This is a genomic window from Staphylococcus pseudintermedius (assembly GCF_034042775.1).
In the GTDB taxonomy this organism is placed as follows: domain Bacteria; phylum Bacillota; class Bacilli; order Staphylococcales; family Staphylococcaceae; genus Staphylococcus; species Staphylococcus pseudintermedius.
This window is the reverse complement of record NZ_CP120150.1, coordinates 2,346,014-2,368,825: the sequence shown is the minus strand read 5'-3', so window position 1 is coordinate 2,368,825 and position 22,812 is coordinate 2,346,014. Positions and strand designations below refer to the sequence as shown.

22 protein-coding genes and 2 rRNA genes are annotated in these 22,812 nt (G+C 40.5%); all 24 read left to right on the top strand.

Features of this window, described 5'->3' with window-relative positions:
* Positions 1-132: 132 nt before the first annotated feature.
* The 24 genes from P3U61_RS11265 (at position 133) to P3U61_RS11150 (ending at position 22,682) form a co-directional block, all read left to right on the top strand.
* Positions 133-3,054, top strand: a 23S ribosomal RNA gene (locus tag P3U61_RS11265).
* Between the two features lie 78 nt (positions 3,055-3,132).
* A 5S ribosomal RNA gene (gene rrf / locus P3U61_RS11260) occupies positions 3,133-3,247 on the top strand.
* Between the two features lie 686 nt (positions 3,248-3,933).
* A complete protein-coding gene (locus P3U61_RS11255; protein WP_015728586.1) occupies positions 3,934-4,344 on the top strand; it encodes a hypothetical protein in 411 nt (136 codons plus the stop codon).
* A gap of 331 nt (positions 4,345-4,675) precedes the next feature.
* Positions 4,676-6,016, top strand: a complete 1,341-nt coding sequence (locus P3U61_RS11250) for an Orn/Lys/Arg family decarboxylase (protein WP_101457806.1) — start codon at positions 4,676-4,678, stop codon at positions 6,014-6,016.
* Positions 6,017-6,018: 2 nt separating this feature from the next.
* Entirely contained in the window at positions 6,019-6,636 is a 618-nt protein-coding gene (gene tmk, locus P3U61_RS11245) for a dTMP kinase (protein ID WP_063284989.1), read from the top strand.
* A gap of 69 nt (positions 6,637-6,705) precedes the next feature.
* Positions 6,706-7,035: a cyclic di-AMP receptor DarA gene (locus tag P3U61_RS11240; protein ID WP_014614822.1), complete on the top strand. Its 330-nt coding sequence runs from the start codon at positions 6,706-6,708 to the stop codon at positions 7,033-7,035.
* Between the two features lie 245 nt (positions 7,036-7,280).
* On the top strand, positions 7,281-8,213 hold the full coding sequence (locus P3U61_RS11235) for a DNA polymerase III subunit delta' C-terminal domain-containing protein (RefSeq protein ID WP_099986721.1): 933 nt from the start codon (positions 7,281-7,283) through the stop codon (positions 8,211-8,213).
* A gap of 5 nt (positions 8,214-8,218) precedes the next feature.
* A complete protein-coding gene (locus tag P3U61_RS11230) occupies positions 8,219-9,022 on the top strand; it encodes a PSP1 domain-containing protein (protein ID WP_014614820.1) in 804 nt (267 codons plus the stop codon).
* Between the two features lie 12 nt (positions 9,023-9,034).
* Positions 9,035-9,400 (top strand): DNA replication initiation control protein YabA, encoded by a 366-nt coding sequence (yabA, locus tag P3U61_RS11225; RefSeq protein ID WP_014614819.1) that lies wholly within the window; start codon positions 9,035-9,037, stop codon positions 9,398-9,400.
* Positions 9,401-9,410: 10 nt separating this feature from the next.
* Positions 9,411-10,136 (top strand): tRNA1(Val) (adenine(37)-N6)-methyltransferase, encoded by a 726-nt coding sequence (locus P3U61_RS11220; protein ID WP_014614818.1) that lies wholly within the window; start codon positions 9,411-9,413, stop codon positions 10,134-10,136.
* Positions 10,129-10,377, top strand: a complete 249-nt coding sequence (locus P3U61_RS11215) for a GIY-YIG nuclease family protein (RefSeq protein ID WP_063279134.1) — start codon at positions 10,129-10,131, stop codon at positions 10,375-10,377. Before P3U61_RS11220 ends, P3U61_RS11215 begins: the two co-directional genes overlap by 8 nt.
* Before the next feature lies 1 nt (position 10,378).
* Positions 10,379-11,212 (top strand): 16S rRNA (cytidine(1402)-2'-O)-methyltransferase, encoded by an 834-nt coding sequence (gene rsmI / locus P3U61_RS11210; protein WP_099997509.1) that lies wholly within the window; start codon positions 10,379-10,381, stop codon positions 11,210-11,212.
* A gap of 90 nt (positions 11,213-11,302) precedes the next feature.
* Positions 11,303-13,276, top strand: a complete 1,974-nt coding sequence (gene metG, locus P3U61_RS11205) for a methionine--tRNA ligase (protein WP_101457836.1) — start codon at positions 11,303-11,305, stop codon at positions 13,274-13,276.
* Positions 13,277-13,719: 443 nt separating this feature from the next.
* Positions 13,720-14,487 carry a TatD family hydrolase gene (locus P3U61_RS11200; RefSeq protein WP_015728591.1) on the top strand — a complete coding sequence of 256 codons (768 nt, stop codon included), beginning with the start codon at positions 13,720-13,722 and terminating at the stop codon, positions 14,485-14,487.
* 39 nt (positions 14,488-14,526) lie between these two features.
* On the top strand, positions 14,527-15,066 hold the full coding sequence (rnmV, locus tag P3U61_RS11195; protein WP_014614813.1) for a ribonuclease M5: 540 nt from the start codon (positions 14,527-14,529) through the stop codon (positions 15,064-15,066).
* A gap of 4 nt (positions 15,067-15,070) precedes the next feature.
* On the top strand, positions 15,071-15,961 hold the full coding sequence (rsmA, locus tag P3U61_RS11190) for a 16S rRNA (adenine(1518)-N(6)/adenine(1519)-N(6))-dimethyltransferase RsmA (protein ID WP_014614812.1): 891 nt from the start codon (positions 15,071-15,073) through the stop codon (positions 15,959-15,961).
* A 99-nt stretch (positions 15,962-16,060) separates the two neighbouring features.
* Complete coding sequence (gene veg / locus P3U61_RS11185; RefSeq protein ID WP_014614811.1) at positions 16,061-16,327, top strand: biofilm formation stimulator Veg; 267 nt, start codon at positions 16,061-16,063, stop codon at positions 16,325-16,327.
* Positions 16,328-16,717: 390 nt separating this feature from the next.
* Positions 16,718-17,566: a 4-(cytidine 5'-diphospho)-2-C-methyl-D-erythritol kinase gene (gene ispE / locus P3U61_RS11180; RefSeq protein ID WP_014614810.1), complete on the top strand. Its 849-nt coding sequence runs from the start codon at positions 16,718-16,720 to the stop codon at positions 17,564-17,566.
* Positions 17,567-17,587: 21 nt separating this feature from the next.
* Positions 17,588-18,409 (top strand): pur operon repressor, encoded by an 822-nt coding sequence (gene purR, locus P3U61_RS11175; RefSeq protein WP_014614809.1) that lies wholly within the window; start codon positions 17,588-17,590, stop codon positions 18,407-18,409.
* Positions 18,410-18,433: 24 nt separating this feature from the next.
* The gene (locus tag P3U61_RS11170) at positions 18,434-18,814 is read left to right on the top strand and encodes a RidA family protein (RefSeq protein WP_014614808.1); all 381 of its coding nucleotides are present in this window, start codon (positions 18,434-18,436) and stop codon (positions 18,812-18,814) included.
* A 78-nt stretch (positions 18,815-18,892) separates the two neighbouring features.
* Positions 18,893-19,207 (top strand): septation regulator SpoVG, encoded by a 315-nt coding sequence (spoVG, locus tag P3U61_RS11165; protein ID WP_014614807.1) that lies wholly within the window; start codon positions 18,893-18,895, stop codon positions 19,205-19,207.
* Between the two features lie 281 nt (positions 19,208-19,488).
* Positions 19,489-20,853 carry a bifunctional UDP-N-acetylglucosamine diphosphorylase/glucosamine-1-phosphate N-acetyltransferase GlmU gene (gene glmU / locus P3U61_RS11160; RefSeq protein ID WP_015728592.1) on the top strand — a complete coding sequence of 455 codons (1,365 nt, stop codon included), beginning with the start codon at positions 19,489-19,491 and terminating at the stop codon, positions 20,851-20,853.
* A 75-nt stretch (positions 20,854-20,928) separates the two neighbouring features.
* The gene (locus P3U61_RS11155; protein WP_014614805.1) at positions 20,929-21,894 is read left to right on the top strand and encodes a ribose-phosphate diphosphokinase; all 966 of its coding nucleotides are present in this window, start codon (positions 20,929-20,931) and stop codon (positions 21,892-21,894) included.
* Positions 21,895-22,031: 137 nt separating this feature from the next.
* Positions 22,032-22,682 carry a 50S ribosomal protein L25/general stress protein Ctc gene (locus P3U61_RS11150; protein WP_014614804.1) on the top strand — a complete coding sequence of 217 codons (651 nt, stop codon included), beginning with the start codon at positions 22,032-22,034 and terminating at the stop codon, positions 22,680-22,682.
* Positions 22,683-22,812 lie beyond the last annotated feature (130 nt).

Below are 22,812 nucleotides of genomic sequence, written 5' to 3'. Positions count from 1 at the left end.
CGACATGATGTTTTGAAAACGTTTGTCAGTCTATGAATCACAAGCATGAGCGAAGGCGCTTACTGCGCGTAAGTAACTGAGTGAATGTGAAGTGATGAAGCCGAATGCGAACGTTTGCCAAAATATCATATAGATTAAGTTATTAAGGGCGCACGGTGGATGCCTTGGCACTAGAAGCCGATGAAGGACGTTACTAACGACGATATGCTTTGGGGAGCTGTAAGTAAGCTTTGATCCAGAGATTTCCGAATGGGGAAACCCAGCACGAGTTATGTCGTGTTATCTGCATGTGAATACATAGCATGCAAGAAGGCAGACCCGGAGAACTGAAACATCTTAGTACCCGGAGGAAGAGAAAGAAAAATCGATTCCCTGAGTAGCGGCGAGCGAAACGGGAAGAGCCCAAACCAATAAGCTTGCTTATTGGGGTTGTAGGACACTCTGTACGGAGTTACAAAAGAATTTGTTAGACGAATAACCTGGAAAGGTTAATCATAGAAGGTAATAATCCTGTAGTCGAAAACGAATTCTCTCTTGAGTGGATCCTGAGTACGACGGAGCACGTGAAATTCCGTCGGAATCTGGGAGGACCATCTCCTAAGGCTAAATACTCTCTAGTGACCGATAGTGAACCAGTACCGTGAGGGAAAGGTGAAAAGTACCCCGGAAGGGGAGTGAAAGAGAACTTGAAACCGTGTGCTTACAAGTAGTCAGAGCCCGTTAATGGGTGATGGCGTGCCTTTTGTAGAATGAACCGGCGAGTTACGATCTGATGCAAGGTTAAGCAGAAAATGTGGAGCCGTAGCGAAAGCGAGTCTGAATAGGGCGAATGAGTATTTGGTCGTAGACCCGAAACCAGGTGATCTACCCTTGGTCAGGTTGAAGTTCAGGTAACACTGAATGGAGGACCGAACCGACTTACGTTGAAAAGTGAGCGGATGAACTGAGGGTAGCGGAGAAATTCCAATCGAACTTGGAGATAGCTGGTTCTCTCCGAAATAGCTTTAGGGCTAGCCTCAAGTGATGATTATTGGAGGTAGAGCACTGTTTGGACGAGGGGCCCCTCTCGGGTTACCGAATTCAGACAAACTCCGAATGCCAAATAATTTAACTTGGGAGTCAGAATGTGGGTGATAAGGTCCATATTCGAAAGGGAAACAGCCCAGACCACCAGCTAAGGTCCCAAAATATATGTTAAGTGGAAAAGGATGTGGCGTTGCCCAGACAACTAGGATGTTGGCTTAGAAGCAGCCATCATTTAAAGAGTGCGTAATAGCTCACTAGTCGAGTGACACTGCGCCGAAAATGTACCGGGGCTAAACATATTACCGAAGCTGTGGATTGTCCTTTGGACAATGGTAGGAGAGCGTTCTAAGGGCGTTGAAGCATGATCGCAAGGACATGTGGAGCGCTTAGAAGTGAGAATGCCGGTGTGAGTAGCGAAAGACGGGTGAGAATCCCGTCCACCGATTGACTAAGGTTTCCAGAGGAAGGCTCGTCCGCTCTGGGTTAGTCGGGTCCTAAGCTGAGGCCGACAGGCGTAGGCGATGGATAACAGGTTGATATTCCTGTACCACCATTATTCGTTTTAAGCGATGGGGGGACGCAGTAGGATAGGCGAAGCGTGCTGTTGGAGTGCACGTCCAAGCAGTGAGATTGAGTGTTAGGCAAATCCGGCACTCTTAAGATTGAGCTGTGATGGGGAGAGGAACTTGTTCCTCGAGTCGTTGATTTCACACTGCCGAGAAAAGCCTCTAGCTAGAATAACGGTGCCCGTACCGCAAACCGACACAGGTAGTCAAGATGAGAATTCTAAGGTGAGCGAGCGAACTCTCGTTAAGGAACTCGGCAAAATGACCCCGTAACTTCGGGAGAAGGGGTGCTCTTTGAGGTTCACGCTTCGAAGAGCCGCAGTGAATAGGCCCAAGCGACTGTTTATCAAAAACACAGGTCTCTGCTAAACCGTAAGGTGACGTATAGGGGCTGACGCCTGCCCGGTGCTGGAAGGTTAAGAGGAGTGGTTAGCGCAAGCGAAGCTACGAATCGAAGCCCCAGTAAACGGCGGCCGTAACTATAACGGTCCTAAGGTAGCGAAATTCCTTGTCGGGTAAGTTCCGACCCGCACGAAAGGCGTAACGATTTGGGCACTGTCTCAACGAGAGACTCGGTGAAATCATAGTACCGGTGAAGATGCCGGTTACCCGCGACAGGACGGAAAGACCCCGTGGAGCTTTACTGTAGCCTGATATTGAAATTCGGTACAGTTTGTACAGGATAGGTAGGAGCCTTAGAAGCGTGAGCGCTAGCTTACGTGGAGGCATTGGTGGGATACTACCCTAATTGTATTGGATTTCTAACCCGCAGCACTTATCGTGCTGGGAGACAGTGTCAGGCGGGCAGTTTGACTGGGGCGGTCGCCTCCTAAAGAGTAACGGAGGCGCTCAAAGGTTCCCTCAGAATGGTTGGAAATCATTCATAGAGTGTAAAGGCATAAGGGAGCTTGACTGCGAGACCTACAAGTCGAGCAGGGTCGAAAGACGGACTTAGTGATCCGGTGGTTCCGCATGGAAGGGCCATCGCTCAACGGATAAAAGCTACCCCGGGGATAACAGGCTTATCTCCCCCAAGAGTTCACATCGACGGGGAGGTTTGGCACCTCGATGTCGGCTCATCGCATCCTGGGGCTGTAGTCGGTCCCAAGGGTTGGGCTGTTCGCCCATTAAAGCGGTACGCGAGCTGGGTTCAGAACGTCGTGAGACAGTTCGGTCCCTATCCGTCGTGGGCGTAGGAAATTTGAGAGGAGCTGTCCTTAGTACGAGAGGACCGGGATGGACATACCTCTGGTGTACCAGTTGTCGTGCCAACGGCATAGCTGGGTAGCTATGTATGGACGGGATAAGTGCTGAAAGCATCTAAGCATGAAGCCCCCCTCGAGATGAGATTTCCCAACTTCGGTTATAAGATCCCTCAAAGATGATGAGGTGAATAGGTTCGAGGTGGAAGCGTAGCGATACGTGGAGCTGACGAATACTAATCGATCGAAGACTTAATCAACATAATTGTTCATAAGGTAATGCTTGTGATAAATATACTTACTATCTAGTTTTGAATGTATGACATTCAAAAACTTAATCTGGTGCCAATGGCAAAGAGGTCACACCTGTTCCCATGCCGAACACAGAAGTTAAGCTCTTTAGCGCCGATGGTAGTCGGACTTACGTTCCGCGAGAGTAGGACGGTGCCAGGTTATTTCAAAAGCTTCGAAGCAATCATTATTGTTTCGAGGCTTTTTTTGTATATTCTCTCTTTTTCGCAATGAGACGCTTTGTCAAATAGGACTGATACGCAAAACAAAGAGGTTAAGCAAAATAGTGTTGCTTAACCTCTTTGTTTTAGAAGTGGTGCGAAAGGGTTTTGTACATAAAATCATATGACTGCGTAAATGATCAAATTCATATATCGCTCATACCTATCAATAGAAATTGTTTTGCTATCTAATTAGAGCTTTTTAGCGCATTAGCTAGGAATTACGTCTCAACTGGTTTTTGGTGTATCCACTAGGTATAACAATATGACAGTGAAAGATTGTTACAGACTGGCAGTGGAATAAATTAAACTATTATAAGAGAAAATATGCAATTTGATAACTTCAAATTCCTATGTAATAGAGGTTGTGGTGATATCATCAAAGTCTTTGAAACGTATCAGTCAATGAATATTAGACTGCGACTCCAAAGTTGACACGTACGTTTTCATAAAAAATCATGATAAAATAAACGGAAATATGGACAATTTATAAAAAATTTTTATAAGTTGATAATTTTAGTTGATTTTATTTATCTTTTATTGTAAAATTTAAACACATCTAGATGTATTGTATTTTTTAGTTTTATTATTTTTGGTTAAAATAAAATTAGAACGGAGTGTATAAGTATGAATTTTAGTTTATTTAGTAAATTAGCTATTGCAGGTGCTGTATTAACAGGTTTAGCTAGTACTGTCACGTTATACCAAGACTCTGGAGTTAATTATGAAGCAAAAGCACAAGAGGAAAACCCGAATAGTCAACACTTTAAGAAAAATGTAGATGATAAGGAACTCGATTTTACAGATATCCTTAGCAAAGATAAAATTACAGCTAAAGAGTTATCCGATAAGATTGCAAAAGAATTAAATGAGAAGGGCTTGGACCCAAAAGAATATAGTTTTACACTTAAAGTAACTACCGAAGATGGTGGAACAATTCAAGGTGGCGGAAAAGTCGGAGATGTTCCAAATAATCAATCAAAGGAATTCAACCCTAATAAAGATAAAATTACAGAATTTGAAATCACTAAAAGTTAATAATAAAACTTACCATTTTTAATTTTAAGGCGATAAGAACACTAAGGGCCGTGAGCACCTGGATTTATTCAGGTGTTAGCGGTCCTCAATTTATGTTAATCAGTAGTCTGAGATGAATGAAAAATCTTTCTAAAAAGCAAAATTTTTACATAGAGTTAGTACTTGGAAAATGGAAAGGGACTTATTTTACATTTTTCTCTTTTAGATGTGTTAAAGATATTATAGATAGAGTCATTTGTAGTAATATAGTTTGTAACATTGATATAGTGAATATGTTAAAATCATGATGTTACGAAAAGGTTTAATTGCATAAAAGAAAGGGGGGCTATGGATGCAGCAACCATTAAGAGCGAAAATGTTGGAATGGCGAAAAAGTCAACCGATTTCGATGCATGTCCCAGGTCATAAAAATGGGACAATCGGTAATCTTTCAATGACACAGGTTCCATATGATATGACAGAGATTACAGGTTTTGATAATCTTCATCATGCTGAAGAGGTCTTGTATGAAAGTATGATGCAATTCAATAAATATCCGGGTTATCGGGGTTACTTTTTAGTGAATGGGACGACAAGTGGTATACTCGCAGTCATTCATGCGCTTGCGTCGATTCCGGGGGATGTTGCTATTGCACGAAATGTTCATAAATCAATATTTCACGCATTAGAATTAGGACAACAAAGCGCGCAAATTTTGGCGACGTCCGTGAGCGAGAAAACAGGACAATATTGGCAACCTGACGTTGGGCGAACTGATTTAGAACGTACGAAATTAGGTGTTGTGACTTATCCGAATTATTATGGTGAAACGTTTGATGTGGCACATGTCGTTGAACAATTTCATCAACTCAATATTCCTGTTCTCGTTGACGAGGCGCATGGTGCTCATTTTGATTTGCCTGGCTTTCCAGAGTCAAGTATGCGAGCGGGGGCGGACTATGTTGTGCAATCTTATCATAAAACATTGCCGAGTTTGACGATGAGCTCGGTGTTATGGATACATCAAGATGCCCCTTATCGTGAATGGATTGAGTATGGTTTACAAGTATTTCAATCTTCTAGCCCGTCTTACTTGCTTATGGAAAGTCTAGAAGCTGCTCAAGCATTTTATGCATCGTATGACAGTACGTTATTTTTTGAAAAAAGAAAGCAACTCATTGCAACACTTGAAAATAAAGGTTTAACAGTGATTACACCACAAGATCCGTTGAAATTATTAATTCGATATAAAGGTATGACGGGCTCATCGTTACAAGCTCAAATGGAAGCACAGGCGATTGATGTCGAACTGTCGGATGAAAATGCGGTGTTATGGGTTTTACCGTTATGGCATCATCAAGATCGATTTCCTTTTGAAGAACTGCTCGAAAGGATTGACCGGATGACTTTAAGGCCAGAAGCACAATCAGTTCATGACAAGCCACCACATTTATTTACACAACCGAGTACATATCGAGCAATTGGCATGCATCCGTCGCGGTCTATCCCTTATCAAAAAGCTGAAGGACGTATATTATCCCGACATTTAACACCGTATCCACCCGGTATTCCGTCACTGTTAAAAGGAGAAATAGTGACCACAGATATGATAAAATTAATAGAATATTGGCAGTCTAGAGGCTTTTGTGTGGAAGGTCTTATGGATGATAAAATTACAGTGAAGGATGAGTGAAGATGTCTCTGTTTATCACAATTGAAGGTCCAGAAGGTTCTGGCAAAACGACTGTTGTTCAAGCAGTTTCAGAACAATTAGCGCAACACTATGACGTGATGACGACACGTGAGCCGGGGGGCGTACAAACAGCAGAAGCGATTCGTCAAATTTTATTAGATGGAGAAACGATGGATGCGCGAACAGAGGCCTTATTGTTTGCGGCTTCGAGAAGGGAGCATCTTGTTGCAAAAGTCCTCCCAGCGTTATCGCAAGGACGACTTGTCATTTGTGACCGCTTTATTGACAGTTCTTTAGCATACCAAGGTTATGCTCGAAAAATTGGGGTAAAAGAAGTACAAGCTATTAATGATTTTGCGATTGAAGGACGATATCCCGATTTAACGATTTATTTGGATATTCCAGCTGAAGTTGGTCGAACGCGTATTGAAAGTAATCGCCGCGCACAAAATCGTTTAGATAAGGAAAGCGTGGCATTTCATGAACGTGTGGTTGAAGGATATCAGCAACTCATCTCACAAGATCCCAAGCGTTTTGCGGTCATTAATGCGAATCAATCGATTGAACAAGTTGTAACTGCGGCATTACAAGTGATTTTACAAAAAATAGATGCGCAGTAATGTGATTTGAAACCATGTGAAGCCATGTACTCAGATATGTTATACTAAACTTCAAGAGGTGTTAGAAAAATGAAAATGATTATAGCAATTGTTCAAGACCAAGATAGTCAAGAACTTGCAGACAAACTCGTTGAAAACAATTTTCGTGCGACAAAATTGGCAACAACGGGTGGCTTCTTGCGCGCGGGTAATACAACATTTTTAAGCGGTGTGGAAGATGAGCGTGTGGAGGAAATACTTGAACTCATTGGCGGCTCATGTGGCAATAGAGAACAACTTGTATCGCCTATTACGCCAATGGGAGGTAGCGCAGATTCTTATATCCCATATCCTGTTGAAGTAGAAGTCGGCGGTGCAACAGTCTTTGTCATGCCAGTTGAATCGTTCCATCAATTTTAAAATAGTAAGGAAGGTTGTGACAGTATGACGCCAATAAGTCATATGTATAGTCGCAACCTTTTTTATTGAATAGATGCGTATGTAGTTATCTCAACAAAAGTCTGATGAATCTCTAAATAAATATCAATACAATGAAGATGTTGACGAATGAAATAAAGTCATAGTCTATCCACACATATTGCGGTAAAATGGAGTAGTATCTCATACATATCCATCAATATCTTTACAAAAGGAGCGCAAGGTTAATGGAAGTAATCGAACAACTCACCAAAGCCTATCACAATCAAAAACTGTCACATGCGTATTTATTCGAAGGTGATGACGCCGAAGCAATGAAGACGACCGCGATAGCCTTTGCGCAACTCATTTTATGTCAAGATGAAGAACGATGTCGCTTGAAAGTTGAAGGGCAGAACCATCCTGACTTTCAATATGTGATGACAGATGAGACGACACTCAAAAAGGAACAAGTCGAAAACTTAGTACATCATATGAACCAATTGCCTATTGAAGGGGACTATAAAGTTTACATTATCCAAGACTTTGAAAAATTAACGGTTCAAGGTGAAAATAGTATTCTTAAGTTTTTAGAAGAACCGCCGAAAAATACCATTGCGATGATTATGACAACCAAACCCGAACAAATTTTAGATACGATTCATTCTCGTTGTCAGCATGTGTATTTTAAACCAATGTCACGTGCTACATTTGTGTCGCGATTAACGGAACAAGATGACACGTTAACTGTACCGATTGCAGAGTTGTTAAGTACGTATACGACACAACTTGAGGTGGCGCTACAACTTCATGAAAGTGTTGAATTAGCTCCGATGCGTAAGATGCTTTTACAATGGTGTGATAAGTTGTTAAACCAACGCGAAATGGCATTAATTGGTGTTGTGGAATTGATGAAACATGCAAAAACGAGACAGTTACAATTGTTGGCGTTATCTGGTATGAATGCGTTTTTCCAAGATTTAATGTACGTCAAAGTGGGCATGGTGGAGCGGATTACATTTTCAGAGTTGCAGTCAGAATATGAGACGTTGGTGACACGGTTGAGTTATCACCATTTAACCTATATTATAGAGCAAATAACAGAAGCACATAAAAAGCTCAATCAAAACGTGAACGCTACGCTAGTATTTGAGCAAATTGCAATTAAAGTGAAAGGGTGACGCTGATGTATGCTGTTGTAGGGATTTACTTTGAAAAGGCCAATACATTAGAATATTATGCGCCAAATACTACTTCACTCACCATAGGGCAGTATGTCGTAGTGGAATCTAAGCGTGGCCACGAATTAGGTGTTGTGAGGCATGCGCCGAGAGAGGTATCAGAGCAAGACGTCACACTGCCATTAAAGCCTGTTTTACGTATCGCAACGGAAGCGGATTTAATCCAATATGAAAAAAACGAAGTGGATGCAGCGCGTGCGGCGGATATGTGTAAAGGATTTGTCGAACAATTAGGTTTGGAGATGTGCGTCGTGAATTGCGAATACATTTTAGACCGTTCTAAAATCATTTTTAATTTTACAGCGGATGAACGTATCGATTTCCGAAAATTAGTGCGTATGCTGGCGCAGCGCTTAAAAACACGTATCGAATTGCGTCAAATCGGCGTGCGTGATGAAGCGAAATTACTCGGTGGGATTGGTCCGTGTGGGCGTTCGCTATGTTGCGCGACGTTTTTAGGAGATTTCGAACCGGTCTCAATCAAAATGGCAAAAGACCAAAATTTATCGTTAAATCCGACTAAAATTTCGGGTGCATGTGGCCGTTTAATGTGTTGTTTGAAATTTGAAAATGATTTTTATGAATCAGCACGTGAACAGTTACCAGATATCGGGACACGTATTCAAACACCAGAAGGACATGGTGAAGTCGTCAGTCTGAATATTATTGATGTATCAATGCAAGTGCGATTAGATGGCATGGAACAATTGATGGAATACCATATTGAAGAGTTAGAAACATTAAAATAGGAGGTACATCTGTTGGATCGAAACGAATTATTCGCTCGCTTAATGCAGTTAGAACAACACGTTGCGCGTTTGAATGAAAGCATGCAGGAGTTAAAAGCACTGACTGTAGAGCTAGTGGAAGAAAATGTAGCATTACAACTAGAAAATGATAACTTTAAAACATTGATGCAACAAGAACGAGATAATGTGGAAGCAACGCAAGTTCAAGAAGCAGAAGTAGCGCCTCAAAAACCCGTGAAAAAGCAGCGTCAAAGTCGTGAATATTTTGCGAAACTGTATCATGAAGGTTTCCATATTTGTCATGATGTATTCGGTAAACATCGTCATGGCGAGGACTGTATGTTTTGTCTCAATGTGCTAAATGAGAAGCAAGAATAGAGGTGCTGTGATGTTACAACCTGGTGAAAGACTGGATTATTTAATACGAGAAGACTTACGCATTATTCAAAATGATGCGGTCTTTTCTTTTTCTACAGATGCACTGCTATTAGGTCATTTTACAGAAGTGAGGAAACGAGATCGCATTTTAGATATGTGTGCAGGTAATGGCGTGATTCCATTATTGTTGTCGGACAAAGGAAATAATGTGATTACAGGTGTGGAAATTCAGCCACAGCTTGTTAATATGGCAGTTCGCAGTGTTCAATACAATCATTTAGAAGACCGTATTACAATGGTTGAAATGGATATTAATGCGCTCATTCAAGCGTATTCCCCAGCGCAGTTTGATTTAATCACCTGCAATCCCCCTTATTTTAAAGCAAATCAAACGAATCAACATCAACTTGAAGCCCACAAAATTGCGCGTCATGAAATTTATTGTACGTTGGATGATTGTTTGCGTGTTAGCAACCATTTGTTAAAAGAAGGGGGGCGGGTTGTGATGGTGCATCGAGCAGAACGAATGCTGGATTTGTTTGAATCTATGCGTCATTATCGTATTGAACCGAAACGTTTGCATATGATTTTTAGTAAGCCTGGAAAAGCTGCACAGACGATTGTCGTTGAAGGCCGTAAAGGGGGACGTCAAGGTCTCGATATTGCACCCCCTTTTTATATTTATGATGAACAAGGGGATTATACGCCAGAAATGAAGGAGATTTATTATGGCTAAACATTATACGTATATCGTACAATGTAATGATGCAACATTTTATACGGGGTATACAAATGATTTGGAAGCGCGCATCGTCAAACATAATGAAGGTAAAGGTGCGAAGTATACAAAAACGAGACGACCGGTCACATTGTGTTATCATGAAATTTTCGAGACGAAATCAGAAGCATTAAAGCGAGAACATGCGATTAAAAAATTGACGCGACAACAAAAAATACATTTAATTGAGGAGCGATAACATGGGAGAGCTCTATTTAGTCGGTACGCCCATCGGAAATTTAGAAGACATGACATTCCGAGCGATTTATACGTTACAACATGTGGATCTCATCGCATGTGAAGATACACGTGTGACGAAAAAATTGTGTCATCATTTTGAGATTACAACCCCTTTAAAGTCTTATCATGACCATAATAAAGAACAGGAAACTGAAACTTTGATCGACATGCTAGTAGCAGGAAAAACTATCGCTTTGGTCTCTGATGCGGGCTTACCATTGATTTCGGATCCGGGGTATGAATTGGTAGTTCGTGCACGTGAACAAGGTGTTACAGTCGTGCCAATTCCTGGGCCGAATGCAGGCTTGACGGCATTGATGGCGAGTGGTTTACCTTCATTTACATATACGTTTTTAGGATTTTTACCTCGCAAATCGCGTGATAAAACGGCGTTACTAGAGACGAGAATGTATCAAGACAGTACATTGTTATTGTATGAATCACCGCACCGTGTGAAAGATACACTCGAAGTGATTGCTCAAATCGATGCTGAACGGACAGTGACGCTTGGACGAGAGTTGACGAAGAAGTTTGAGCAAATTACGACCGCACCTGTCACATCATTGCTCGAACAATTAGAAACAGACATTCCATTACGTGGAGAATTTGTCATTATTATCGAAGGTGCCGCACCAATTGAAGGGACGGCATGGTTTGAAACGCTGTCCGTTGAAGACCACGTGACACATTACATTGATGAAGGTATGAAACCGAAAGCGGCGATTAAAAAAGTCGCACAAGAACGCGAAATGTCGAGCAAGACCGTCTACAACATTTTTCATGATATTCATTAGTGATACACCGTAAGACAAATAGGTTGTAACATTGAAAAACAACTAAATTTTAGATATATTAGATAAGATAAGAAATGAGGAGGAGCGCTGATGGTGAAAGATACTTTTTATATTACAACACCGATTTACTATCCGAGTGGGAATTTACACATTGGACACGCGTATTCAACAGTAGCAGGCGATGTCATTGCGCGTTATAAACGTTTGCAAGGCTTTGATGTACGCTATTTAACTGGGACTGATGAGCACGGTCAAAAAATTCAAGAAAAAGCTCAAAATGCAGGAATGTCAGAGCTAGATTATTTAGACGGTATGATTAAAGATATTAAAGCATTATGGGAAAAGTTAGATATTTCTAATGATGACTTTATTCGTACTACAGAGCGTCGTCATACAGAAGTCGTTGAAAAAATCTTTGAAAAATTATTATCAAAAGGCGACATCTATTTAGGTGAATATGAAGGTTGGTATTCAGTACCGGATGAAACATTCTACACTGAAACGCAGCTGGTAGACCCCGTGTATGAAGACGGTAAAATTGTGGGTGGTAAAAGTCCAGACTCAGGTCATGAAGTGGAATTGGTGAAAGAGGAGAGTTACTTCTTCAAATTATCCAACTATACTGACCGTTTATTAGCTTTTTATGATGCGCACCCAGAGTTCATTCAGCCCCCTTCACGTAAAAATGAAATGATCAATAATTTTATTAAACCTGGCTTAGAAGACTTAGCTGTATCACGAACGTCTTTTAACTGGGGTGTCAAAGTGCCTTCTAACCCGAAACACGTCGTTTATGTATGGTTAGATGCGCTTGTGAACTACGTTTCAGCGCTCGGTTACTTAACGGATGACGACCATTTATTCCGTCAATATTGGCCGGCAGACATTCATTTAATGGCGAAAGAGATTGTGCGTTTCCATTCTATTATATGGCCGATTATTTTAATGGCATTAGATTTACCATTACCTAAAAAAGTGTTTGCCCACGGTTGGGTATTGATGAAAGATGGTAAAATGAGTAAGTCTAAAGGGAATGTGATGGATCCGAATGTATTGATTGATCGTTATGGTTTAGATGCGACACGTTACTATTTAATGCGTGAATTACCATTCGGTTCGGACGGTGTATTTACACCTGAAGCTTTCGTGGATCGTACGAATTTTGATTTAGCGAATGATTTAGGTAACTTAGTCAATCGTACAATTTCGATGATTAATAAGTATTTTGATGGCGAGCTTCCTGCATATCAAGGTCCAACGCATGAACTGGATGAAGAAATGGAACAAATGGCGTTGGATACGGTACAAGCTTATCATGAAAGTATGGATAAGTTGCAGTTTTCTGTCGCATTATCAACAGTTTGGAAGTTGATCAGTCGTACGAATAAATATATTGACGAAACAACACCTTGGATTTTAGCAAAAGATGAATCTCAAAAAGTAGCGTTAGGCAATGTGATGGCGCATCTCGTTGAAAACATTCGCTTTGCGGCAGTGTTATTACGTCCGTTCTTAACACATGCCCCTTATCAAATATTTGAACAACTGCATATTCATAACGAAGCATTACACGGCTTTGAAGGTTTGGCAACTTACGGTCAATTGACAGAACCGATTATGGTGACAGAAAAGCCACAACCGATTTTCCCACGTCTCGATGTGGAAGCGGAAGTGAGCTATATTAAGGCATCAATGCAACCGCCAAAAGAAGAAAGCGTTGAAGAAGAAGTGCCTGACAAAGCACAAATTGATATTAAAGATTTTGATAAAGTGGAAATAAAGGCAGCGACAATTATTGATGCTGAGAAAGTTAAAAAGTCTAATAAGTTATTGAAAATACAAGTAGATCTTGGTTATGAAAAACGTCAAATCATTTCAGGCATTGCGCAATTTTATGCACCAGAGGATATTATTGGTAAAAAAGTTGCAGTTGTGACGAATTTGAAGCCTGCGAAATTGATGGGGCAAAAATCTGAAGGGATGATTTTGTCTGCGGAGAAAGATGATGTGTTGACGTTGATTAGTTTACCGAATGCGGTGCAGAATGGTGCTGTGATTAAGTAGGTGTTTGAGGAGAGTGAGACGGTGATGTTGATGTGTCTCACTCTTTTATTTCATGCTGAACATTTTGGGGTAGTGACGGATTGCGGATTGCTGAAACGCGCTACGCTTTCCAAGGCGCTGAAGTCTCAACTAAATTTGGCTTGATGGAAGTGGGCATTTAGTGGAAGCCAAATTGGATTTTCGACTTCAGCAGATGCCTTAGGAGTCTTGCACGATTCTTGCAATCTGGGTGAGTGCCGCAAGCTGGTAATAAGTAATAGTACTTTACTTGAAACAAATTTTACATGACAAGATTAGCCACATCACAGCACTCTTCAGTTTTAGAGGTGAGAGAGTAGATGTGCCAGGCGTTTTGTTGATGTGTGGTATGGTATGAATCGTGGTAATAGTGAAGCAATACGTCAATGGAAGTGTGCGATTTTGATAGATGGAGGAGGATTTTTATGTTAATAGACACTCATGTGCATTTGAATGCAGATCAATACGACAAAGACCTAGAAGATGTGATTCAACGTGCGCTTGATGCTGGCGTGGATCGCATGTTTGTGGTGGGTTTTGATACGAAGACGATTGAGCGCGCGATGCAATTGATAGAGGATTATGATTTTATTTATGCCATTATTGGTTGGCACCCGGTTGATGCGATTGACTTTACAGATGAACGTTTAGCGTGGATTGAAAAGTTAGCGGAACATCCTAAAGTGATTGGTATTGGTGAGATGGGTTTAGATTATCATTGGGACAAATCACCGAAAGATATTCAAAAAGAAGTATTCCGTAAACAAATTGCGTTAGCGAAACGTGTGAAGTTGCCAATCGTCATCCACAATCGAGAAGCGACACAAGATTGTATTGACATCTTGATGGAAGAACATGCTGAAGAAGTGGGTGGCATTATGCACAGTTTTAGCGGTTCTCCAGAAATTGCCGATGTGGTCATTAATAAGTTAAACTTTCACATTTCTTTAGGTGGGCCAGTAACATTTAAAAATGCGAAACAACCGAAAGAAGTGGCAAAACATGTACCATTGGAGCGTCTCCTTGTCGAAACGGATGCGCCTTATTTAACACCGCACCCATACCGCGGTAAACGTAATGAACCTGCACGTGTCACTTTAGTTGCTGAAGAAATTGCGCAGTTACGTGGCATTTCATATGAAGAGGTCGCACGTCAAACTACGGAAAATGCAGAAAAATTATTTGGGTTATAATGAAACAAACATGATGACAAATATAAAGAAGGTGCAAAGGTGAAAGTCAATGAATTTATTGTAGTAGAAGGTCGGGATGATACGGAGCGTGTTCAACGTGCTGTCACATGTGATACGATTGAAACAAATGGAAGTGCGATTGACCAAGATATTTTAGATGTCATACGTCAAGCACAAGAGACACGTGGTGTGATTGTATTAACGGACCCTGATTTCCCGGGTGATAAAATTAGAACGACGATTCGTGAAGCAGTGCCGGGTGTGAAACATGCCTTTATTGACCGTGAACGTGCTAAAAATAAACGTGGGAAAATTGGTGTCGAACATGCGAGTTTAGAAGACATTCGTGAAGCATTGATGCACGTGTCAACGCCGTTATCTGAAGCACATGAAACGATTAGTAAAGATGTGCTCATTGACCTAGGCTTAATCATTGGTCCTGCCGCAAGACACCGTCGAAATCTTCTAGGCAAACGTTTGCACATTGGTCATTCTAACGGGAAGCAATTATTAAAAAAGCTTAATGCATTCGGCTATACGGAAGCGGATGTACGTCGAGCATTAGAAGAAGAGGAGTAAAGATATGCATGATAAAGATATTGCCACGCCATCAAGAACACGTGCACTATTAAATCAATATGGCTTTAACTTTAAAAAAAGCTTAGGTCAAAACTTTTTAATCGATGTGAATATTATTAATCGTATTATTGATGCAAGTGGGATTGATCACATGACAGGTGTCATTGAAATTGGTCCTGGGATGGGGTCGCTTACAGAACAACTTGCTAAAAATGCACAACATGTTTTAGCGTTCGAAATCGATCAACGGCTTATTCCTGTGCTTGACGATACATTATCGCCTTATAACAATGTGACTGTAATCAACGAAGATATTTTAAAGGCAAATGTTGCTGAGGCGATTCAACAGCATTTGTCCCACTGTGAGAAAATTATGGTGGTTGCGAATTTGCCTTATTATATTACGACACCAATTTTATTAACATTGCTTGAGCAAGATTTAAATATTGATGGGTATGTTGTGATGATGCAAAAAGAAGTCGGTGAACGTTTAAATGCGCAAGTCGGCACTAAGGCGTACGGCTCTTTATCCATTGTGGCACAATATTATACGGAGACTTCAAGGGTGCTCACAGTGCCGAAAACGGTCTTTATGCCACCTCCTAATGTCGATTCTATCGTTGTGAAATTGATGAAGCGCGAGTCGCCCATTGTGGATGTTGACAACCCGAATGCATTTTTCAAAATGACGAAAGGCGCATTTAGCCAAAGACGTAAAACCATTTACAACAACTATCAAAACTTATTTGAAAATGGTAAAGAACAAAAAGAGACCATTATGCAATGGCTTGAACGAGCGGATATTGATCCAAAACGTCGCGGTGAAACGTTATCGATACAAGAATATGCACGTTTGTATGCGGAATTGGAAAATTTCCCGAATTTGTCCTTATAAATTGATTGACAACAGCTTTCCACCTTGCTAAAATTAAAATTTTATTTGACGAAACACTTCTAGGTGTGTTATAATACACTTGTAGCGAGGTGGAGCAATATGCCAAAATCTATTGGAGACATCAAAAACTCTCTTGATTGTCAATTAGGAAATCGTATTGTACTTAAAGCTAATGGAGGTCGCAAAAAAACAATTGAACGTTGCGGAGTACTCACTGAGACTTATCCGTCAGTGTTCGTTGTAGAATTGGACCCAGAGAAACATAATTTTGAACGTGTATCTTATACTTATGCAGATGTATTGACTGAAAATGTCAAAGTATCATTTGTAGAAGATGAGTTACAACAAGAAGTAATCGCACACTAAATATACAGAGACTATCTACATAATAACCATTCTACTGATGTGAGTAGAGTGGTTTTTTATTATGCAGGGATGTCTTTCAACACACAGTCTTATTGGGCAAAGTGACAACATTTCCCGCCAAATCCCTTTTCACTTATATCGATGAGGACGAAAATAACTTGCATCAAACTTTTTAATTTGAAGCATTGTTGTTAAACTAAGGCGATGAAAACTTTTGTGATACGTTATTCTTGTACACGTGAAGGTGCGTTGAACACCGGTGATACGATGATTTGCTTTTTATAGAGCCTTATCACTTGTTGGGGTTGGGAATTTTAATCTGTATGAGCGCACTTTGAAACGGTTATGTGTTAAAATCACAGTAATACCATTTGGAAAGAGGAAATTGGAATGATTTATGAAACAGCGCCTGCTAAAATCAATTTGACATTAGATACTTTGTACAAAAGAGATGACGGTTATCATGAAGTTGAAATGATTATGACAACAATCGATTTGAGCGATCGGTTATCATTTGAGAAAAGAAATGATTCACGTATCGTTTTAAAGGTTGATGAAACGTTTATTCCCTCTGATGATCGTAATTTAGCTTATCGAGCAGCACTTTTGATGAAAGAAACTTACCAAATTAAGCAAGGTGTAACGATTACATTAGAAAAGAACATTCCTGTCGCAGCAGGGCTTGCAGGAGGCTCAAGTGATGCAGCAGCAACCATGCGTGGTATGAATCGTTTGTTTGAATTAAATCGCTCACTTGATGAATTGAGCGAGCTTTCTGCGGCGATTGGTTCGGATGTGCCATTTTGTGTGTACGGCACTACGGCACTTTGTAAAGGACGTGGTGAAATTCTCGAGATTTTACCGAAAACGCCTTCAGCTTGGGTCATTGTTGCTAAACCACAAGCCGGCTTATCGACACCAGAGATTTATGGTGGTTTAGATTTGAGTCAACCTTTCCCAGTTCATACAGAGCAATGTTTAAAAGCTATTGAAGAGAATGACTATGATGCGCTATGCAAAAGTTTGTCTAACCGCTTAGAGCCTGTTTCTATGCAACTCCAACCGGAAATTGCTAAAATTAAAACAAATATGCTCAATAACGGTGCGGATGGTGCATTGATGAGTGGTAGCGGCCCGACAGTATACGGTTTTGCACAACGCGAACGACAAGCCCGCCATATTTTTAATGCAGTGAGCGGTTGTTGTAATGATGTCTATCTCGTAAGGACACTGGGGTAAAAAAGAGAAAGGGTGACAGCAATGCGATACAAAAGAAGCGAACGTATTGTTTATATGACTCAGTACTTAATCAATAATCCGAACAAGCTTGTACCACTGACATATTTTGTAACCAAATTTGAACAAGCGAAATCATCAATTAGTGAAGACGTTCAAATTATTAAGGAAACATTGGTTAAAGAAGGATTGGGTACAGTGGAAACCATATCTGGCGCAAGTGGGGGTGTGAAATATCGCCCGCAAATGCAAAAGGATGAGGCGCAAGCAGTGATTGAAGAAGTGATAGCACTCTTGCAAGAAAAAGAGCGCTTATTACCAGGAGGGTATTTATTTCTTTCTGATCTTATGGGGAATCCTGCATTGTTAAAACGTGTGGGCCGACTCATTGCGACGATTTACATGCAAGAAGAGTTGGATGCGATTGTGACGATTGCTACAAAAGGGATTTCATTGGCGAATGCAGTTGCGAGTGTGCTCAATTTACCAGTTGTTGTCATTCGTAAAGACAATAAGGTTACAGAAGGTTCAACAGTTTCAATCAATTATGTTTCAGGATCGACAAGGAAAATCGAAACAATGGTATTATCTAAACGTACGTTAAAGGAACACTCAAACGTGTTAGTTGTGGATGACTTTATGCGTGCTGGTGGTTCAATTAATGGGGTTATGAATTTAATGAATGAGTTTAAAGCCCACGTAAAAGGGGTATCAGTACTTGTAGAATCCAAAGAAGTCAAACAACGACTGATTGAAGATTATACTTCCTTAGTACGTCTCTCTGATGTCGATGAATACAATCAAGAATTTAAAGTAGAGTCAGGGAACAGTCTATCTAAATTTTAAAGGGTAAAAGGAGCGTTCAATTATTTGAAAATCATTAATACGAACAATGCACCTAAAGCAGTTGGACCTTACTCACATGCTTCAATCGTCAACGGACTCGTTTACACTTCTGGTCAAATACCATTGAATCTGGAGGGGGAAATTGTAAGCGATGATGTAGAAAAGCAAACTGAGCAAGTGTTGGAGAATCTAAAAGCGGTATTGGATGCTGCGGGGTCAGATTTGAATCACGTTGTTAAAGTTTTAATCTTCTTATCGGATATGGAAAACTTTCAAAAAGTGAATGAAGTGTATACAAAATACTTTGACACACACCGTCCTGCGAGAAGTGCAGTGGAAGTCGCACGTTTACCGAAAGATGTAAAAATAGAGATTGAAATGGTTGCTGAGGTTAAAGAGATATAATCAAAAAAGTTAAGATTATGACTTCTTAAAAAACATACTATATAAAGTATACTTAAATTACTATAGGGGGCTCACTACATGAAAGTGACAGACGTTAGACTTAGAAAAATACAAACAGATGGCAGAATGAAAGCTTTAGTGTCAATTACCTTAGATGAATCATTCGTTATTCACGATTTGAGAGTGATTGAAGGTAATTCAGGCTTATTCGTAGCTATGCCAAGTAAACGCACACCAGATGGTGAATTCCGTGATATCGCTCATCCAATCAACTCTGAAATGAGACAAGAGATTCAAGATGCGGTAATGAAAGTATATGATGAAACTGATGAGGTTTTACCTGCTCAAAAACCAACATCAGATGCGTCAGAAGATACAGAAGAAGTTGAATAGTTTTTTCTTTTTATGAGGTTTTGTCATTGTGGTCATGGCAAAGCCTTTTTTATTACGAAGAAGTTGTCTAGTAATCATTTTTTATTGGGTGGCATCAAATTTTTATCTAAGTGGAAGTGAAAGTGGTATCGACAAAATCGTTTCACGGCGCATGGTGAACAACGGATAGCTAGAATGTCTAAGGTGTTGAAAGGGCTTTTATAGGTTTACGCCTTGAAAGTGTGTGCACGGTTAAATTATAATTGTATAGAAGTGTATAAGATAATGGAGGGTTCATTGCCATGCAAAAACATGCAATCGTTTTAGCAGCGGGTAAAGGCACAAGGATGAAATCGAAGCAAGCTAAAGTGCTGCATCAAGTTGCCGGGAAGCCGATGATTGGTCATGTCATTGATCAAGTGCGTGCTTCTGGTGTCGATCAAGTTGTCACTATTGTCGGTCACGGCGCGGAAAGTGTAAAAGAGAAGTTAGGGGATACTTCTTTATATAGCTTTCAACAAGAACAACTTGGTACGGCACACGCTGTAAAGACAGCAGCTGAGCATTTATCAGCAAAAGAAGGGATTACACTTGTCGTTTGTGGTGACACACCGTTAATTACAAGTGCAACATTGTCTCGTTTGGTGGCACATCACGAACAAGAAGGCGCACAAGCTACTGTATTGTCAGCGACAGCGTCTCAACCGTTTGGCTATGGTCGTATTGTCCGTGATGTACAAGGTCAATTGATGGAAATTGTTGAAGAAAAGGATGCCAATGACAGTCAGAAAGCGATCACTGAAATCAGTTCGGGTATTTTCGCTTTTGATAATCAGACGCTATTTGAGATGTTAGAACGTGTGGATAACAACAATGCGCAAGGTGAATACTACTTGCCGCAAGTTTTAACGTTAATTCTTCAAAATAAGGGTAAAGTCGCAGTTTATCATACGGATGATTTCGAGGAGATTATGGGTGTCAATGATCGTGTGGCGTTAAGTCGAGCTGAAAAAGCTTTTCGCCAACGTATCAATACGTACCACATGCAAAATGGCGTAACCTTGATTGATCCTGATTCAACTTATATTGGTGCTGAAGTTGAAATCGGTGCAGATACCATTATCGAGCAAGGTGTTCAATTGTCGGGACATACCGTTGTCGGTGAAGGTGTCACAGTAGGTCAATATTCTCAAGTACACAATAGTCACATTTATGACGCTGTGACGATTAAGCATTCGGTGATTACTGATGCAGTCGTTGGTGCCAAGTCTACAGTAGGGCCATTCGCACAATTACGTCCAGGCGCAGATTTGGGCAAAGAAACGAAAGTCGGCAACTTTGTTGAAATTAAAAAAGCGCGCTTAGACGACGAAGCAAAAGTATCACATCTCAGTTATATTGGCGATGCAGAAATTGGGGCAAGAACGAATGTCGGTTGCGGTTCCATCACTGTGAACTATGATGGTGTCAATAAGTTTAAAACGATTGTAGGTAAAGATGCGTTTATCGGCTGTAATACGAATCTCATCGCACCAGTGACTGTAGGAGACGGATCGCTTATTGCGGCAGGTTCTACAATTACAGACGATATCCCTGAAAATAGCTTAGCACTCGCGCGCTCAAAACAAGTGACAAAACCGGGATACATGACTCAAAAAGAGCAATAGTTTCACATGAAAGACTAAAAACGGTCTGTTGTAAATAAAAAGAGTGACCAAAACAAAATTGGAGGATTCATAATAATGTTAAACACCGAATATAAAAATTCGTCTTTGAAAATTTTCTCGTTGAAAGGTAACGAACCACTTGCACAAGAAGTCGCAGATCATGTAGGTGTTGAATTAGGTAAATGTACAGTTAAACGTTTTAGTGATGGTGAAATTCAAATTAATATTGAAGAAAGTATTCGTGGTTGTGATGTGTTCATTATCCAACCGACTTCTAACCCTGTAAATGTACATTTGATGGAACTTCTTATTATGATTGATGCATGTAAACGTGCTTCAGCAGCAAACATTACTATTGTTGTGCCATACTACGGTTATGCACGCCAAGACCGTAAAGCCCGCAGCCGTGAGCCAATTACAGCGAAGTTAGTTGCTGATTTATTCGAAACAGCTGGCGCGGATCGTATGATTGCATTAGATTTACATGCACCTCAAATTCAAGGATTCTTTGATATTCCGATTGATCACTTAATGGGTGTACCAATCTTAGCGGACTATTTCTTGAAAAATAAAGAAATCGATCCAGAAAAAAGTGTTGTTGTATCACCAGACCATGGCGGTGTGACACGCGCACGTAAATTAGCAGATATTCTGAAAACACCTATCGCAATTATTGATAAACGTCGTCCAAAACCGAATGTGGCAGAAGTGATGAATATCGTGGGTGAAATTGAAGGACGTACAGCGATTATTATTGATGACATTATTGATACGGCGGGTACGATTACTTTAGCGGCGCAAGCGTTAAAAGATAAAGGTGCCACAGAAGTATTCGCATGTTGTACACACCCAGTATTATCAGGTCCAGCGAAAGAGCGTATTGAAAATTCAGCCATTAAAGAATTAGTCGTAACGAACTCAATCCAATTAAACGACGAACAAAAGCCAAACAATATTACAGAACTTTCTGTAGCAGAATTGTTAGCACAAGCGATTGTACGTGTGTATGAACGCGAATCTGTGAGTGTATTATTTGACTAATGCATGTTGACTTATTATCAGCCCTCGTGTAAAATGGGTCTGTTCGTGTCAATACGGACAAATACACACTTGCAAGCAACATAGGTTGATGGGCAAGTGCAGCACAACAGTGTGCAATGGAAAGGTGGAAAATGAATATGGCTTCATTAAAGTCTATTATTCGTCAAGGTAAACAAACTCGCGGTGACTTACGTAAGATCCGTGAAGCAGGTAAAGTACCAGCAGTTGTTTATGGTTACGGTACTAAAAACGTATCAGTTAAAGTAGATGAAGTAGAATTCATCAAATTGATTCGTGAAGTTGGACGTAACGGTGTGATTGAACTTGGTGTAGGTTCAAAACAAATCAAAGTAATGGTATCAGATTATCAATACGACTCACTTAAAAACCAAATTACACATATTGACTTCTTAGCAATCAATATGACTGAAGAGCGTACTGTAGAAGTACCTGTTCACTTAATTGGTGAAGCACCTGGTGCTAAAGAAGGTGGCGTAGTTGAACAACCATTATTCAACTTAGAAATTACTGCTACACCAGACAGCATTCCTGAATATATCGAAGTGGATATTAGCGAATTAAACATCAACGACAGCTTATCAGTAGCTGACGTTAAAGTTTCTGGTGACTTCACTATCGAAAACGAAGCTGAAGATACAATCGTTTCAGTTGTTGCACCTACTGAAGAGCCAACTGAAGAAGAAATCGAAGCAATGGAAGGCGCATCTACTCAAGAAGAGCCAGAAGTTGTGGGTGAATCTTCAGAAGAGGAAGCAAAAGAAGAATAAAAATGATATCAATATCATTGCAAGAAGAGCTGAGCCTTATGGGTGTCAGCTCTTTTTAGCGTTGTCGTTAACTTTTGGTTCAAGGCGACACGATGGAGACAAATGTTAAAAAAGGGGCGTACCAAGCGAT

Coding starts and splice junctions, on each gene's coding strand:
- P3U61_RS11250 (WP_101457806.1), top strand. CDS start 4,676: ATGCAGCAACCATTAAGAGCGAAAATGTTGGAATGGCGAAAAAGTCAA.
- glmU (WP_015728592.1), top strand. CDS start 19,489: ATGCAAAAACATGCAATCGTTTTAGCAGCGGGTAAAGGCACAAGGATG.
- veg (WP_014614811.1), top strand. CDS start 16,061: ATGCCAAAATCTATTGGAGACATCAAAAACTCTCTTGATTGTCAATTA.
- P3U61_RS11200 (WP_015728591.1), top strand. CDS start 13,720: ATGTTAATAGACACTCATGTGCATTTGAATGCAGATCAATACGACAAA.
- P3U61_RS11150 (WP_014614804.1), top strand. CDS start 22,032: ATGGCTTCATTAAAGTCTATTATTCGTCAAGGTAAACAAACTCGCGGT.
- P3U61_RS11235 (WP_099986721.1), top strand. CDS start 7,281: ATGGAAGTAATCGAACAACTCACCAAAGCCTATCACAATCAAAAACTG.
- tmk (WP_063284989.1), top strand. CDS start 6,019: ATGTCTCTGTTTATCACAATTGAAGGTCCAGAAGGTTCTGGCAAAACG.
- purR (WP_014614809.1), top strand. CDS start 17,588: ATGCGATACAAAAGAAGCGAACGTATTGTTTATATGACTCAGTACTTA.
- rsmI (WP_099997509.1), top strand. CDS start 10,379: ATGGGAGAGCTCTATTTAGTCGGTACGCCCATCGGAAATTTAGAAGAC.
- P3U61_RS11240 (WP_014614822.1), top strand. CDS start 6,706: ATGAAAATGATTATAGCAATTGTTCAAGACCAAGATAGTCAAGAACTT.
- P3U61_RS11230 (WP_014614820.1), top strand. CDS start 8,219: ATGTATGCTGTTGTAGGGATTTACTTTGAAAAGGCCAATACATTAGAA.
- spoVG (WP_014614807.1), top strand. CDS start 18,893: ATGAAAGTGACAGACGTTAGACTTAGAAAAATACAAACAGATGGCAGA.
- ispE (WP_014614810.1), top strand. CDS start 16,718: ATGATTTATGAAACAGCGCCTGCTAAAATCAATTTGACATTAGATACT.
- P3U61_RS11215 (WP_063279134.1), top strand. CDS start 10,129: ATGGCTAAACATTATACGTATATCGTACAATGTAATGATGCAACATTT.
- P3U61_RS11155 (WP_014614805.1), top strand. CDS start 20,929: ATGTTAAACACCGAATATAAAAATTCGTCTTTGAAAATTTTCTCGTTG.
- metG (WP_101457836.1), top strand. CDS start 11,303: ATGGTGAAAGATACTTTTTATATTACAACACCGATTTACTATCCGAGT.
- P3U61_RS11255 (WP_015728586.1), top strand. CDS start 3,934: ATGAATTTTAGTTTATTTAGTAAATTAGCTATTGCAGGTGCTGTATTA.
- P3U61_RS11220 (WP_014614818.1), top strand. CDS start 9,411: ATGTTACAACCTGGTGAAAGACTGGATTATTTAATACGAGAAGACTTA.
- rsmA (WP_014614812.1), top strand. CDS start 15,071: ATGCATGATAAAGATATTGCCACGCCATCAAGAACACGTGCACTATTA.